15 protein-coding genes and 1 tRNA gene are annotated in these 14,244 nt (G+C 63.7%); 10 read left to right on the top strand and 6 right to left on the bottom strand.

The features are described 5' to 3' along the window. Nucleotides 1–185: 185 nt before the first annotated feature. Together glyA and KG698_RS08620 are read left to right on the top strand one after the other, a co-directional pair. Nucleotides 186–1,481 (top strand): serine hydroxymethyltransferase, encoded by a 1,296-nt coding sequence (glyA, locus tag KG698_RS08625; protein WP_213685164.1) that lies wholly within the window; start codon nt 186–188, stop codon nt 1,479–1,481. Nucleotides 1,482–1,619: 138 nt separating this feature from the next. Beyond that, a complete protein-coding gene (locus KG698_RS08620; protein ID WP_213685163.1) occupies nt 1,620–2,663 on the top strand; it encodes a fatty acid desaturase in 1,044 nt (347 codons plus the stop codon). A gap of 105 nt (nt 2,664–2,768) precedes the next feature. On the opposite strand, the gene KG698_RS08615 is transcribed toward KG698_RS08620, so the two are convergent. Continuing rightward, nucleotides 2,769–3,413 carry a TetR/AcrR family transcriptional regulator gene (locus KG698_RS08615; RefSeq protein WP_213685162.1) on the bottom strand — a complete coding sequence of 215 codons (645 nt, stop codon included), beginning with the start codon at nt 3,411–3,413 and terminating at the stop codon, nt 2,769–2,771. Between the two features lie 36 nt (nt 3,414–3,449). Here KG698_RS08615 and KG698_RS08610 point away from each other — a divergent pair, with 36 nt between their 5' ends. From KG698_RS08610 to KG698_RS08580, 7 genes are all read left to right on the top strand, one after another. Beyond that, complete coding sequence (locus tag KG698_RS08610) at nt 3,450–3,728, top strand: hypothetical protein (RefSeq protein ID WP_213685161.1); 279 nt, start codon at nt 3,450–3,452, stop codon at nt 3,726–3,728. Between the two features lie 81 nt (nt 3,729–3,809). Next, complete coding sequence (locus KG698_RS08605) at nt 3,810–5,096, top strand: homoserine dehydrogenase (protein ID WP_213685160.1); 1,287 nt, start codon at nt 3,810–3,812, stop codon at nt 5,094–5,096. An 82-nt stretch (nt 5,097–5,178) separates the two neighbouring features. Continuing rightward, the gene (gene glpX / locus KG698_RS08600) at nt 5,179–6,144 is read left to right on the top strand and encodes a class II fructose-bisphosphatase (protein ID WP_213685159.1); all 966 of its coding nucleotides are present in this window, start codon (nt 5,179–5,181) and stop codon (nt 6,142–6,144) included. A 49-nt stretch (nt 6,145–6,193) separates the two neighbouring features. Continuing rightward, the gene (gene recJ / locus KG698_RS08595; protein ID WP_213685158.1) at nt 6,194–7,936 is read left to right on the top strand and encodes a single-stranded-DNA-specific exonuclease RecJ; all 1,743 of its coding nucleotides are present in this window, start codon (nt 6,194–6,196) and stop codon (nt 7,934–7,936) included. An 86-nt stretch (nt 7,937–8,022) separates the two neighbouring features. Then, nucleotides 8,023–8,097: transfer RNA gene (locus tag KG698_RS08590), tRNA-Glu, on the top strand. A 204-nt stretch (nt 8,098–8,301) separates the two neighbouring features. Continuing rightward, nucleotides 8,302–8,721, top strand: a complete 420-nt coding sequence (locus tag KG698_RS08585; RefSeq protein WP_213685157.1) for a heme-binding protein — start codon at nt 8,302–8,304, stop codon at nt 8,719–8,721. A gap of 156 nt (nt 8,722–8,877) precedes the next feature. Then, nucleotides 8,878–9,657: a gamma-glutamyl-gamma-aminobutyrate hydrolase family protein gene (locus KG698_RS08580; protein WP_213685156.1), complete on the top strand. Its 780-nt coding sequence runs from the start codon at nt 8,878–8,880 to the stop codon at nt 9,655–9,657. A gap of 12 nt (nt 9,658–9,669) precedes the next feature. Here KG698_RS08580 and KG698_RS08575 read toward each other — a convergent pair whose 3' ends face one another. The 4 genes from KG698_RS08575 to KG698_RS08560 all read right to left on the bottom strand — a co-directional run bounded on the left by KG698_RS08575 (nt 9,670) and on the right by KG698_RS08560 (nt 13,487). Further along, nucleotides 9,670–9,852, bottom strand: a complete 183-nt coding sequence (locus KG698_RS08575) for a hypothetical protein (RefSeq protein ID WP_213685155.1) — start codon at nt 9,850–9,852, stop codon at nt 9,670–9,672. Between the two features lie 142 nt (nt 9,853–9,994). After that, nucleotides 9,995–11,593: an ATP-dependent DNA ligase gene (locus KG698_RS08570; protein WP_213685154.1), complete on the bottom strand. Its 1,599-nt coding sequence runs from the start codon at nt 11,591–11,593 to the stop codon at nt 9,995–9,997. Beyond that, nucleotides 11,590–12,477 (bottom strand): alpha/beta hydrolase fold domain-containing protein, encoded by an 888-nt coding sequence (locus KG698_RS08565; protein WP_213685153.1) that lies wholly within the window; start codon nt 12,475–12,477, stop codon nt 11,590–11,592. Before KG698_RS08565 ends, KG698_RS08570 begins: the two co-directional genes overlap by 4 nt. Next, nucleotides 12,474–13,487, bottom strand: coding sequence for a ligase-associated DNA damage response exonuclease (locus KG698_RS08560; RefSeq protein ID WP_213685152.1), 1,014 nt, complete (start codon nt 13,485–13,487; stop codon nt 12,474–12,476). The genes KG698_RS08565 and KG698_RS08560 overlap by 4 nt, the downstream gene beginning before the upstream one ends. Before the next feature lie 98 nt (nt 13,488–13,585). On the opposite strand from KG698_RS08560, the gene KG698_RS08555 reads away from it, so the two are divergent. Beyond that, on the top strand, nt 13,586–13,930 hold the full coding sequence (locus tag KG698_RS08555; RefSeq protein ID WP_213685151.1) for a hypothetical protein: 345 nt from the start codon (nt 13,586–13,588) through the stop codon (nt 13,928–13,930). A 36-nt stretch (nt 13,931–13,966) separates the two neighbouring features. On the opposite strand, the gene KG698_RS08550 is transcribed toward KG698_RS08555, so the two are convergent. Beyond that, entirely contained in the window at nt 13,967–14,224 is a 258-nt protein-coding gene (locus KG698_RS08550; RefSeq protein ID WP_213685150.1) for a BolA/IbaG family iron-sulfur metabolism protein, read from the bottom strand. Between the last annotated feature and the right edge of the window lie 20 nt (nt 14,225–14,244).

Genomic DNA, 14,244 nt, shown 5'->3' with positions numbered 1-14,244 from the left:
AGGCTCTCCTCTCGGGTCGTGCTGCACCCTTGCGCGTGTGGGCTGGAAACTCAATCCATCTTCGGCTGACCACTTGCCGCTTTCAGTGGCGATGGTGACGCTTTGTACCCTTTCAGATCGGCTTTGCTTGCCGTAAATGGCGCGCTAAGTCACATCACACACTGATCCTTAAGGGAGACGCTGCCATGAACGCCCCCCACCGCGACGCAGGTTTTTTCACCGAAACACTCGAAAGCCGCGACCCCGAGATTTTCGGCGCGATCCGCCAAGAGCTGGGCCGCCAGCGCCATGAGATCGAGCTGATCGCCTCGGAAAACATCGTCTCTGCCGCCGTGATGGAAGCGCAGGGATCGGTGATGACCAATAAATACGCCGAAGGCTATCCGGGTCGGCGCTATTATGGCGGCTGCCAATTCGTCGATATTGCCGAAGAACTGGCGATTGCACGCGCCAAAGAGCTGTTTGGCGTGGGCTTTGCCAACGTCCAGCCCAATTCCGGCAGCCAAGCGAACCAAGGTGTATTCACCGCGCTGTTGCAGCCCGGCGATACGATCTTGGGCATGTCGCTTGATGCGGGTGGCCACCTGACCCACGGGGCCAAGCCCAACCAGTCGGGCAAATGGTTCAACGCGATCCAATATGGCGTGCGCCAGCAAGATTTGACAGTTGATTACGACCAGATCGCGGAATTGGCCGCGACACATCAGCCCAAGATGCTGATCGCGGGCGGCTCGGCCATTCCGCGCATCATCGATTTTGGCCGCATGCGCGAGATTGCCGATAGCGTCGGCGCTTACCTGCTGGTCGATATGGCGCATTTCGCGGGGCTTGTCGCCTCGGGCCATTACCCATCGCCCTTCCCGCATGCGCATGTCGCGACGACCACAACCCACAAGACCCTGCGCGGTCCGCGTGGCGGCATGATCCTGACGGGTGACGAAGGGATCGCGAAAAAGATCAACTCCGCGATCTTCCCCGGCATCCAAGGTGGGCCTTTGATGCATGTGATCGCAGCCAAGGCCGTGGCCTTTGGCGAGGCGCTGCGCCCCGAATTCAAGGACTACCAGACGCAAGTGATCCGCAACGCCCAAGCGCTGGCCGATCAGTTGATGAAGGGTGGCCTCGATATCGTCACCGGCGGCACCGACACCCATCTGATGCTGGTCGATCTGCGCCCCAAGGGCGTCAAGGGTAACGCCACCGAACAGGCCTTGGGCCGCGCCCATATCACCTGCAACAAGAACGGCATCCCCTTCGACACCGAAAAGCCCACCATCACCAGCGGTATCCGTCTGGGCAGCCCCGCGGGCACCACGCGCGGCTTTGGTGAGCCGGAATTCCGCCAGATCGGCGACTGGATCACCCGTGTCGTCGATGGTTTGGCGGCCAATGGCGAAGAGGGCAATGGCGCAGTCGAAGACACCGTGCGCGCCGAGGTCGAGGCGCTGTGCCAGCGTTTCCCGATCTATCCCAAGCTTTGAAAGACAAGTTTCGTCGTTTTCGTATGAAATGATCTTGAACGGCCCGCAGACGCGCCATAAATCAGGCATGTCTGCGGGCCGTTTTTCGTTTTGGCCCTCAGCACCAGCGTTGATAGATCATTTTTCGAGCGAAACACGATGCAAACCGCGCCGTCCCTTCGACCCGAGATCACACCCGAGTTCCGCGCCGAAGCGCTGCGCGAGATCCGCGCCTTCACCCGCGATTGGACCGCGCGTGATGACCGCTTGGCCGCGCTCAGTTATGGTGCGACCTTTATTTTGTACTTCGCCACATTCTGGCTTGCTGTGCAGCTTTGGCCCAATCCTTGGCTGATCGTGCCGCTTATCATCGTCAATGCTTTTCTGGGCGTGCGGCTTTACGTGCTGCAACATGATTGCGGCCATGGATCGCTGTTCTCGACAAAGCGACGCAATGACCTCGCCGGGCATGGCCTGTCGATCTTCACGCTCACCCCCTACCGGGTGATGCAATCCAATCATAACGACCACCATTCCCATCTGGGCAATCTCGACGAACGCGACACGACCGAGATCTTCACCATGACACTGCGCGAATGGAAGGCTGCAAGCCATTGGCGCAGGCTTTGGTATAGGCTCTATCGGCACCCGCTGATCTTGATCCCCTTGGGTGGCATCTTCACCTATGTGCTGGCTTATCGCTGGCCCAAGAACGCGGGCCGCGTCGACCCCAAGGGCGTTTTTTTGCACAATCTGGGTCTGTCGCTCTGGATCGGTATGATCTGGATGTTTGCGGGCGTGCCGGGTTTGATGATCTATGCGGCCACCGTTTTTGCCGCCGCCTGCATCGGGGTGTTTCTCGTCTATCTGCAACATAATTTCGAAGACACATGGTGGGATCGCAAACCGGATTTGAACCCGGCGCGCGCGGCACTTCAGGGATCATCGGCGCTGGATCTGGGCTGGTGGTTCGATCTGGCCGTGGCCAATATCACCTATCACGACATCCATCATTTCAATGCAAATATCCCCAGCTACAGGCTACGGGCCTGCCACCGCGCGCTGCGCGCGAAATACGCGGTGCCGACCATTGGCTGGGCCGAGGCCTTGCGGTCTTTCGCCTTGAAACTATGGGATGAAGACCAAGGCCGGTTGGTGGCTTTTCCGACTAAGGCGACGCGTGTTGCGGCACTCACCGCCTAGTGGGGGCGCTGCCCCCGCCGCGCCTTTGGCGCGACTCCCCCGGGATATTTATGAAACAGAGAAGTAACGACCGGTTAAGGTTAACGGCTCGGGCTTCTTCGTTTCTTAAATATCCCCGCCGGAGGCATGCCCAACCTTTGCAACAGGCGCCGACTTTGGCTGGGGCACAGGCGCGGCCACGGCTCTGCGCGCCATATCCCAATAGCGCGCCTCGATTGTCGCGCGGTCAAGGCGTCCGCCTTCGCGATACCATGTCGTGATCCCGGTCAGCATCGCGATCAGCGCCATCGTGGCCAGCCGCGTATCGGCCACATCGAACAGCCCCGCATCCGCACCGCGCGACAAGATCGCCTCAAGCCGCGCCTCATAATCCCGCCGCAGCCGCGAGATCACGGCGAAATTGGCGGGTTCAAGATTGCGCAGTTCCATATAGGCGATGAAAACCAGATCGGGCCGGTCGAGATGGTAGCGGATATGATGGCGCACAAAGCTTTCAAGCTGCGCATCGGCTGCGGCCTCGGGCGGCTGCCAATCGGCCAACAAATCCTCCAGATGATCGCGCATCAATGCGAACAACAACGCCTGTTTATCGGGGGTATAGAGGTAGAGCGCGCCGGCTTGCACGCCGATCTCGGCCGCGATCTGGCGCATGGAGACCGCGGCATAGCCATGTCGGGCGAAAAGCCGCAGGGCTGCTTCGCGCAGGCGGGGGCCGGTGATCCCGGCATGACTTCCTTGGGTGCGTGCCATGGGCCAAGATTATCTGAACGGGCGTTCAATTCAACCATGCTGGACAGCGGGTGGCCCGGCGGGCTAGCTGTCGGCATGGCTTGCCTTTCGCGTCGACATTTTCGCCTTTTTGCTTTCGCTGGCCTGATGGGCTTGGCCGGTTGCAGCGCGTCGCCTGAGGCCCGCGATGGCCCAAGGCTGTTGCCGCTTGGCCCAATCACAGCGCAGGCTGATGCGCTCTCGGCGCGCGATGCGGCGACGGAGGGGCAAGAGCTGATCCAGCGGGCCGAAGCGCTGCGCGCGCGTGCAGCCGCATTACGCGACTTGCCGCTTTAGGCGGGCTTGCGTTGCAGCCGGGCTTTGAAGCGTCTAACACTCTGGCGAAACGACACAGCGCACGCCCCGGAGGATCACCCGATGTCTGACCCTATTCGCCTCGGTATCGCTGGGCTTGGCACTGTGGGTGTCGGCGTGGTCAAGATCGTGCAACGCCAAGCGGCCTTGCTGACAGCGCGCTGTGGGCGACCCATTGAGATCGTGGCCGTCTCGGCGCGTAGCAAGGACAAGGATCGCGGCGTGAACCTTACGCGCTACGCATGGGAGGATGACCCCGTCGCCCTTGCGCGCCGCCCCGATATCGATGTGTTCGTGGAAGTCATGGGCGGCGCAGAAGGGCCCGCCAAACATGCGACCGAGGCCGCCATCGCAAGCGGCAAAGATGTGGTGACCGCCAACAAGGCGCTTCTGGCAATCCATGGCCAAGCGCTGGCCGAAGCGGCCGAAGCGGCCGGACGCGTCCTGCGCTTCGAGGCAGCCGTCGCAGGCGGTATTCCGGTGATCAAAGCCTTGACCGAGGGCTTGGCCGGCAACGCCATCAGCCGCGTGATGGGGGTGATGAATGGCACCTGCAACTATATCCTGACGCGGATGGACAGTGCGGGGCTGAGCTATGAGGCGGCTTTCGCCGAGGCCGATGGTTTGGGCTATCTGGAGGCCGATCCCGAGCTTGATGTCGGTGGTATCGACGCGGCCCATAAGCTGACGCTCTTGGCCGCGATCGCCTTTGGTGCGCGGGTGAATTTCGACGCCATTGCGTTGGAAGGAATCGGGTCGATTACCATCGAGGATATCCGCCGCGCGGGCGATATGGGCTATAAGATCAAGCTCTTGGGCGTGGCACAGCGCACCGGGCGCGGGCTTGAGGCGCGGATGTCGCCTTGCCTTGTGCCGGCCACCTCGCCTTTGGGCCAGCTTGAGGGCGGCACCAATATGGTGGTGATCGAGGGCGATAGCGTGGGCCAGATCGTGCTGCGCGGTGCGGGTGCAGGCGAAGGGCCAACGGCCTCGGCGGTCATGTCCGATATCTGCGATATCGCGCGCGGCATTCGCATCCCGACATTCGGCCAGCCCGCCAAGACGCTTGACCCTGCCCCACCTGCCACGGCCACCAGCCCGTCGCGCTATTACCTGCGGTTGGAACTTGCCGATAAACCCGGTGCGCTGGCCAAGGTGGCGACCGTGCTGGGCGAGGCCGGGATCTCGATCGACCGGATGCGGCAATATGATCATCCGGGCGAGAATGCACCGGTTCTGATCGTGACCCATAAAAGCGCGCGCGCCGATCTTGCGACTGCGATGGCGGCACTTCCAGGTACCAAGGTCGTCGTGGGCGCACCCGTTGCCTTGCGGATCGAGGATGTCTAGGCGCCGTTAGCGCCCCCATGCTGGACGCGCGTGCAACCGCCCGTTAGACCACACCCAACCGCCCCAGCCCGAGGTCACGCCAATGTCGCAAGCAACCGATTTCAACGACCGTATGTTGTCTCTGGGCTTGGCCCGGGTGTCGGAGGCGGCGGCGCTTGCCTCGGCTCGGCTGATCGGGCGCGGTGATGAAAAAGCCGCCGATCAAGCCGCCGTCAACGCGATGCGCGAACAACTCAACAAGCTCGACATCAAGGGCGTCGTCGTCATCGGCGAGGGGGAACGCGACGAGGCGCCGATGCTCTATATCGGCGAAGAGGTCGGCAGCGGCCAAGGCCCCGAGGTCGATATCGCGCTCGACCCGCTCGAGGGCACGACGCTGACCGCCAAGGATATGCCCAACGCACTGACCGTGATCGCCATGGGCCCACGCGGCTCGATGCTGCATGCGCCCGATGTCTATATGGAGAAGCTCGCCATCGGGCCGGGGTTTCGCGCTGGTGTCGTGACGCTTGATATGTCGCCCTCTGAGCGCGTCAGCGCGCTGGCCGCCGCCAAGGGTTGTTCGACGACCGATATCACCGTTTGCGTGTTAGAGCGCCCCCGCCATCAGGCGATGATCGATGAGCTGCGCAGCACGGGCTGTGCGATCCGGCTGATCACCGATGGCGATGTAGCGGGCGTGATCCATTGCGCCGAGCCAGAGGTGACCGGGATCGACATGTATATGGGCCAAGGCGGTGCGCCCGAAGGGGTTTTGGCGGCTGCCGCACTCAAATGCATGGGCGGGCAGATTTATGGCAAGCTTCTGTTTCGCAATGATGATGAAAAAGCCCGCGCCAAGAAGGCCGGGATCACCAATCTCGACCGGGTCTATACCCGCGATGATATGGTGACCAAGGATGTAATCTTTGCGGCAACGGGTGTCACCGATGGCTCGATTCTGGCGGGCATCAAGCGCGAGCCGGGCTTTTTGACCGCCGAGACGATCCTCATGCGCTCCAAGACCGGGTCGGTACGGCGGATGACCTATCGCAACCCGGTGAAATGAGCCACGGATTGGATGGATTGCAGGCCTATCGCCTGTTAATCCAACGATCATGACAGGTTTTTTGGATGTAGAGCAGTCGCTCACTGGGCGGCGCTGGGTCGGCCCCGAGGCCGAGACATTGCGGCTGGCCGAAGCCTTGATGCAGCGCGCCGATGTGCCACCGGGGTTGGCCCATATCCTTGCGCGCCGTGGTGTCGCGCCTGAGGGGGTGGCGGGCTTTCTTGCGCCTGCACTACGCGATCTGATGCCTGACCCACATAGCCTGCGCGATATGGGGCGGGCGGTCGAGCGGGTGTTTATGGCACTTCAGCGGCGCGAAAGAATCGCGATTTTCGCCGATTATGATGTTGATGGCGGCGCCTCTGCCGCGCTGCTGATCGATTGGCTGCGTGCCTTGGGCCATGCCTCCACGCTTTATATCCCCGACCGCATTGACGAGGGCTATGGCCCCAACGATGCCGCGATGGCCACGCTGGCCAAGGATCACGGGCTGATCATCTGTGTGGATTGCGGAACGCTGTCGCATGGGCCGATTGCCGCCGCCAAGGGGGCGGATGTGATCGTGCTTGATCACCACCTTGCCGCAAGCGATCTGCCCGATTGCGTAGCGGTGGTGAACCCCAACCGCCAAGATGAGGATGGCAGCTTGGGCCATCTGTGCGCAGCCGGGGTGGTGTTCTTGACGCTGGTGGCGCTCAACGCGCGGCTGCGCGAAAGCGGAAAACAGCCCCCCGATCTGATTGCCGCCCTCGATCTCGTGGCGCTGGCGACCGTGGCCGATGTGGCACCCTTGATCGGGGTCAACCGCGCCTTTGTGCGCCAAGGGCTCAAGGTCATGGCGCGGCGTGCGCGCCCCGGCCTTGTGGCGCTAGCCGATGTGGCACGCCTCGACCGGCCGCCGACAAGCTATCATTTGGGCTATGTGCTGGGGCCGCGTGTCAATGCGGGCGGGCGCATCGGCGCGGCCGACCTTGGCGCGCGGCTGTTGGCCACGACCGACCCGGCCGAGGCGGTGGCAATCGCCCAGCGGCTTGACACGCTCAACACCGACCGCCGCGAGATCGAGGGGCAGGTGCGCGAGGCAGCCCTTGCACAGGCCGAGGCGCGCGGGCTTGAGGCGCCGCTGGTTTGGGCCGCCGATGATGGCTGGCACCCCGGCGTGGTGGGCATCGTCGCCGCGCGCTTGAAAGAGGCGACGAACCGCCCCGCCGTTGTGATCGGCTTTGATGGTGATCAGGGCAAGGGATCGGGCCGCTCGGTCAGCGGCGTGGATCTGGGTGCTTCGATCCAGCGGTTGGCCGCCGAAGGGCTGATCGAGAAAGGCGGCGGGCACCGCATGGCCGCAGGCCTCACCCTGACGCGCGCGCAGTTGGAACCGGCCATGGCCCGGCTGGCCGTGCTGCTCGACAAACAGGGATCGGGCGCGCGTGGCATCGCCGATCTGCGCCTTGACGGGGTTTTGATGCCCGCGGCCTGCCGGGTCGAACTGATCGAACAGCTGGAAGAGGCTGGCCCCTTTGGGGCCGCCGCCCCTGCCCCGCGCTTCGCGCTGCCGGGCTTGCGCATCCGCTACACCAAGCCGGTCGGCCAAGGGCATCTGAAGCTGACCTTGTCGGATGGCGCCACTACGATCGAGGCGATTTGTTTTGATGCGGCCAGCAACGGGCTGGCAGCGGCACTGACCGATCATGCCGGTCGCGCGCTCCATGCCGCAGGCCGGATCGAGGTCAACCACTGGAACGGCCGCCAAAGCGTGCAGCTGCGCCTTGAGGATGCCGCATGGGCGGAATGAGACCGCCACGAACTTTCGCACCGGACAACGAAAAATCCGCTTGAACCCCGCCGCGCCATTTCCTAGAAGCGCGACACGCTACCTGTGGCCCGTTCGTCTATCGGTTAGGACGTCAGGTTTTCAACCTGAAAAGAGGGGTTCGACTCCCCTACGGGCTGCCACTTCCATCTCCCCATATATTTAGTCGTCTAGGTTACACTGATCGACTACGCCGATGCAGAACGGGCTGATATGTTGGGGCACGCGCGTCGTTCCGGTCGGACGATTTGATACAGTATCCACGCCCTAGAAGTGCTGCCCCGAAGGCATTATGACACCCAAACGCGGCGCTTGGGTCGCGCGAACCAATTCGAAAGGGTGCGAGGATGATTTCACTCGATCAGGCACGCAAGATCATCGCGGTGGCGCGCGCAAAGGGCCGCGAACTGGCGCTCAAGCCCTTGTCGGTTTGTGTGCTGGATGCAGGCGGGCATGTTCTGGCCTTTGAGCGCGAAGATGGCGCAAGTCCCGGCCGCTACGAGATCGCATATGCCAAAGCTTATGGCGCGGTCATGCTGGGCATGCCCGGCTCTGCGCAGTTGGCCCGCGCCGAGGCGCAGGCATTCTTTATGGCCGCCGTAAACGGTGCCTTTGGCGGCAAGGTCGTGCCGGTTCCGGGCGGCGTGTTGGTGATGCAAGATGGCGCGGTGATCGGTGCCGTGGGTGTTACGGGCGACACATCCGACAATGACGCAACCGTCGCCGTGGCAGGGATCGCGGCGGCAGGTTTCTCTGCGCTGGCCTAAGCCTATCGCATCTCGGCTGGGCCTGCCCTCGCGATGATCGCAAACACATGCCTCATTTTCGGGCAATTGCGCGGAAATGGGGCCATGCGCCGTCATCAAATCGTTGCGTTCGCCATGAATGGCGCTACTTCTGGTGCCAAAGAAGGGGGAGCGCGCATGGCCCGGCCCGTCATCGGCATTATCGGCAATCATCACCTGATCAATGATCAGTATGCGACCCATGCGGGCGGAACGATGACCTCGCAGGCCGTGGCCGAAGTCTCGGGCGGCCTGCCCCTGGTCATCCCCGCCGATCCGCGTTTCGTGTGCATCGACGCCTTGATGGCGGTCTGTCACGGTTTTGTCTTCACCGGCGGACGGCCCAATGTGCATCCCGAGGAATATGGCGAGCAAGAGACCGCCGCGCATGGGGCCTTTGACCGGGCGCGTGATGCGGTGGCATTGCCCTTGATCCGGGCTTGCGTGGCGGTTGGCCAGCCGATTTTGGGCGTGTGCCGCGGCTTTCAGGAACTCAATGTCGCGATGGGCGGCTCACTCTACCCCGAGATCCGCGACCTGCCGGGGCGGATGAACCACCGCATGCCGCCCGATGGCACGTTGGAAGAGAAATTCGCGCTCCGCCACCCGGTGCGCTTTACCGAAAACGGCCCGTTTCATAAGCTTTTCGGCGCGACCGAGGTGATGACCAATACGCTGCATGGCCAAGGCATTAAGCAAGCGGGCAAACAGATCGTGATCGACGGCTACGCCCCCGATGGCACGCCCGAGGCGATCTATGTCGCCGGTGCGCCGGGTTTCACGATGTCAGTGCAATGGCACCCCGAATATCGCGCGGCGCAAGATCCGGTGTCGCGCCCGCTCTTCGCCGCCTTCGGTGCCGCAGCACAGGCTTGGGCCGAGGGCCGCCGCCCGATGCCGGTGGCCGAGGTCGCCTAAGGGGCGGCGCAGTTAGCCTTGATAGGCACTGCGCATTTCACGGATCTGGGCGCGGATACTTTCCCATGTCTGGGCCTCGGCCGCATTGCCTGCCGCACGCGCGCTGGCGGCTTTCTGGGCGGCTTCGGCCTCGGCCTTACTGCCATGCGCGTCATAAAGGCTACGGGCGTATTGTACGCGGTCTTTGTGGTCCATCTTCGCTCCTCCCATCGTGGGGCGGCGGCCTTGGATCGGGCCGCGCCCTGCGCCAAGACTAGCACAAAGGGCTATGCCCGATGCGCGGCCAAAGCCACAGGCGCGTTCTTGGGCGAGACATCGCCGATGACGCAGCGCGGGCTTAGCCGAACTGGGCCAGCATCGCCTTGAGATCATCAAGGCTTGCCGCCTCGGCCACGGGCTTATCGCGCCGCCAGCGCAGCATGCGCGGAAAGCGCAACGCCACGCCCGATTTATGGCGTGGGCTGGCTTGGATCCCCTCAAAGGCGATCTCAAAGACCAGTTCGGGGCGCACCGCGCGCACCGGGCCAAAACGGTCGGTGGTATGGGCGCGCACCCAGCCCGTGATCTCGCGAAACTCGGCATCGCTTAGCCCGGAATAGGCTTTGGTGAATGGCACGAATGCCGCACCATCGCGCACGGCAAAGGTGAAATCGGTGTAAAGCGTCGCGCGCCGCCCCGATCCTGCCTGCGCATAGATCATCACCGCGTCGATGGTCAGCGGGTCAAGCTTCCATTTCCAAATATCGCCGCGCCGCCGCCCCGCGTGATAGGGCGCGCCAAGTCGCTTGAGCATCAAGCCCTCGGCACCGCGATCACGCGCCTTGGCCCGCATCGCGGCAAGCCCTGCCCAATCATCCGCCACAATCGCAGGCGACAGGCGCAGCGGCACGGTTTCGGGCAGATCGCGCAAAAATTCCGCCAAAAGCGCACGCCGCGTATCAAAGGGGCGCGCACGCAGATCATCGCCCTGCCATTCGAGCAGATCATAGGCCATGATCAGCGCGGGCGCGTCAGCCAAGAGCCGCTTTGGCACTGTCTTGCGCCCAATGCGCGGTTGCAGCTTGGAAAAGCCCAAGGGGCGGCCCATCGCATGATCCCATGCCAGCACCTCGCCATCGATCACCGTGCCATCGGGCAAGGCCGCAGCGATTGCCGCCGCTTCGGGAAAGCGGTCGGTCATCAACTCTTCGCCGCGCGACCACAGGTAATGATCCCCGCCCCGCTTGATCAACTGGCCCCGGATACCATCCCATTTATCCTCGGCCAGCCAATTGGCGCGGTCGCCCAGTTCCGCGGGCGCAAGATCAAGCTGATGGGCCAACGCGAAGGGATAGGGCCGCGAGAGCGATGCCGCCGGATCATGCCCCATGATCAGCCCCGCCCAATTGGTATTGTCCGGTGACCAATCCCCCATCAGCCGGTGGGTCAATTCCGCCTGATCGACCCCCGTCGCCTCGGCCAAGGCGCGCGTCATCAGCTTTTGGCTGACCCCCATGCGCCAGCCCCCGGTGATCAGCTTGTTGAACACGAAACGCTCGACCGGGGGCAGCCCATCCCATGCGCGCAAGACGAAGGCACGCCGCGCCGCGTCATCGGCCCCATCCAGCGCGCGCAGATCGGCAATCCAACCGCTCAGCGATGTTTCGATCCGGCCCTGCGGCGCGGGCAAGATCAGCGCGATCGTTTCGGACAGATCGCCCACCACGGGGTAACAGGTCTCGAACAACCACGGCGCGATGCCTGCCGCCTCAGCCGCCCAAAGGCGCAGCTTGGTGGTGGTGATGCTGCGCCGTGGCCTGCGCCCTGACAAAAGCGCCACGGTCCAAATCCGATCATCTTCGGGGGCAGTGCGGAAGTAATCCGCCAGTTCAGCAACCTTGAGGCTGATGCGCGTGGTTTGATCCAGCGCCGTAACCAGCGCGGCGAAATCCTTCATCGCGCGATCCGCTCTGCAAGAAAGGCACCCAAAGTGGCCAAGGCACGCTCAGCGGCGGGCGCGCGCCCTGCGTGGATATGCCAGACATGCGGCAGACCCGGCCACAAATCGAGATGCGCATCGGCCATGCGTGCGGCAAGGGCGGCTGCGTCATGGGCCAAGACCTCCTCCGCCCCGGCTTGAATCATCACCGGCGGCAGACCCGCAAGATCACCCAGCAAGGGCGAGATCATGGGATCGCTTGCATCGCACCCAGCCAGATAGGCGCGTGCGATCCGGCGCGCCCATTGCGGCGGGATCAGCAACTCCCCCGGCGCAGCGGCAAACCGCGCGGCGATATCGCCCGACAGATCGGCCACCGGCGCGATCAGCCCCAGGGCGCGCGGCACGACGCCGCCGGTATCGCGCAGATGTTGTGCAAGAAGCAGCGCCAGATTGCCCCCCGCGCTGTCACCGGCCAAGCCCACCGGCGCGCGCCCCGTGGCGACCAAGCGCCCATGCGCCGCGATGACATCATCACGCGCGGCAGGGCATGGATGGGCCGGCGCCAAGCGGTAGCGCGGCAAAACCGCGACCATGCCCGCCGCGCGCGCCAGATGGGCGGCAAGGGCGGCATGGGTGCGCGGACTACCGATGGTAAAGCCACCCCCGTGGATATACATCAAGATCGGCGCATCAGCGGCAAGCCCCTTGGGGTGCAACCAAAGCGCGCCGTCCCTGTCCCAAGTCATCGCCACATCGCGCGGCATGCGGCTTCCCATCCGCGACGACAGCGCGAAGAGGGCGCGCAACAGCGCTTGCGATCCGATCACGGCTAGCACTGGCCTGTCCACCCAATAGGCCATGGCGCGCCAAAACCTGTCTTGCCATGCAAGGGCGCTCATGCCGCCACCCCCGCGCCATCACCGGCATCGAGGCTTTCACCATCAAAGGCGGTCTGCACGATCCCGGCCTGATAGCCGCGCTCCCCCAGCCAGCGGGCGAAAGGCGCGGTATAGCCATGGGTGACGAAGACACGCTCGGCCCCCGTGGCAGCGATGGCCGCGTTCAACCCGGCCCAATCGGCATGATCCGAGATCACGAAACCACGATCCGCGCCGCGCCTGCGCCGCACACCGCGTAGCTGCATCCACCCCGATGCAATCCCGGTCGAGACAGGCCCAAACCGTCGCATCCATGCTGATCCAAGCGCTGCGGGCGGGGCCACCACCATCGCCCCGCGATAGGGCTTCAGGTCCATCCCCGGCGCAACCGCCACCGTCGTGGGAAGTGCGATCCCCTGCGCGCGCAAGACATCATTGGTTGCCGTGATCGCCCCATGGGTCAAGATCGGCCCAATCGCGGGATCAAGCATGCGCAACACCCGCTGCGCTTTGCCCAGCGCATAGGCACCGATCACCGCCGTCTGCCCTTTGGCGCGGGTCTGCGCCCACCAGCCATTGATCTGCGCGGCCAGATCGGCGGCATCGGGCCAGTGGTAAATGGGCAGGCCAAAGGTACATTCGCTGATAAAGCAATGGCATGGCACCGGCTCGAAAGCCTCGCTCAACCCATCATCGACAGTCTTGTAATCGCCCGAGACGACCCAAACCTCGCCACCCACGGCGACCCTGATCTGCGCCGAGCCCGGCACATGGCCCGCCGGGTGAAAGCTGATCTCGGCATCCCCGATGCGCAGCACCTCGCCGTAGTGCGCGGTCTGCAACGCGATCTCGCCCAAGCGGTGGCGCAGCACCGGTGCCGCGCTTTGTGTCGCGAGATACCGCCCATGCCCCGCGCGCGCATGATCAGAATGCCCATGCGTGATCAAGGCGCGCGCAACCGGCCGCCAAGGATCGATATAGACATCCGCCGCAGGGCAGTAGATACCCGCTTCTCTGAATTCCAACACCATGGCGCAGAGGGTAGGCCATTCGCAGCAAGCTGCAAGCGCGCCCCTTGCCTGCCCCCGCACACAGCGGCTAAATGCCCACCGACCCGAAGGGAGGCACAATGCAACGTTACGAGTACAAGCTGGTTGTGGCCCCACACCGCGCGACAAGGCACAAAGGGCTGAAAGGTGCCGATCTCTTTGCCGCCACGCTGCAAGACATTCTCAACACGCTCGGCCAAGACGGCTGGGAGTATCAGCGCGCCGAAACCCTCCCCGAAGAGGTGCGCACGGGTCTGACCGCGCGCACAACCGCCATGCGCCACCTGCTGGTCTTCCGCCGCGCCATGCCCGACATCACTGTTCAGACGCAGGCCACCACAACAGCCGCCACAGCCCCCGAGGGTCAGGCAAGCCTTGCCAATCTGTTCTTGGATCGCGATGAGGGGGGCGATCCGCGGATCTAGCGCATCCGTCACGATCATGACGGATACACCAAGCGCTCACGCGTCGATGCTCAGCGCAAGCGCGTGAATTTCAGCCATCAACGCCGGGCCGATCGCGGCGTGAACGGCCCTGTGGCGCGCGATCCGCCCCATATCGGCGAAGTGCGTGCTGGCGATGACGACACGAAAATGGCTCTCGCCACCGTCTTGATACCCCGCATGGCCGCGATGCGCCTCGCTTTCATCGACCACCTCCAGCACATGTGGCTGGAACGCCGCCTCTAGCTTGGTTCTGATTTTCTCGCTTCGCGTCACGATTTATGCCTCCTGCCTCT

This window comes from Roseicyclus sp. (assembly GCF_018402035.1).
Classification (GTDB): Bacteria; Pseudomonadota; Alphaproteobacteria; order Rhodobacterales; family Rhodobacteraceae; genus Roseicyclus.
The sequence above is the reverse complement of the archived record's forward strand: the minus strand, read 5'-3'. Positions and strand labels throughout refer to the sequence as shown.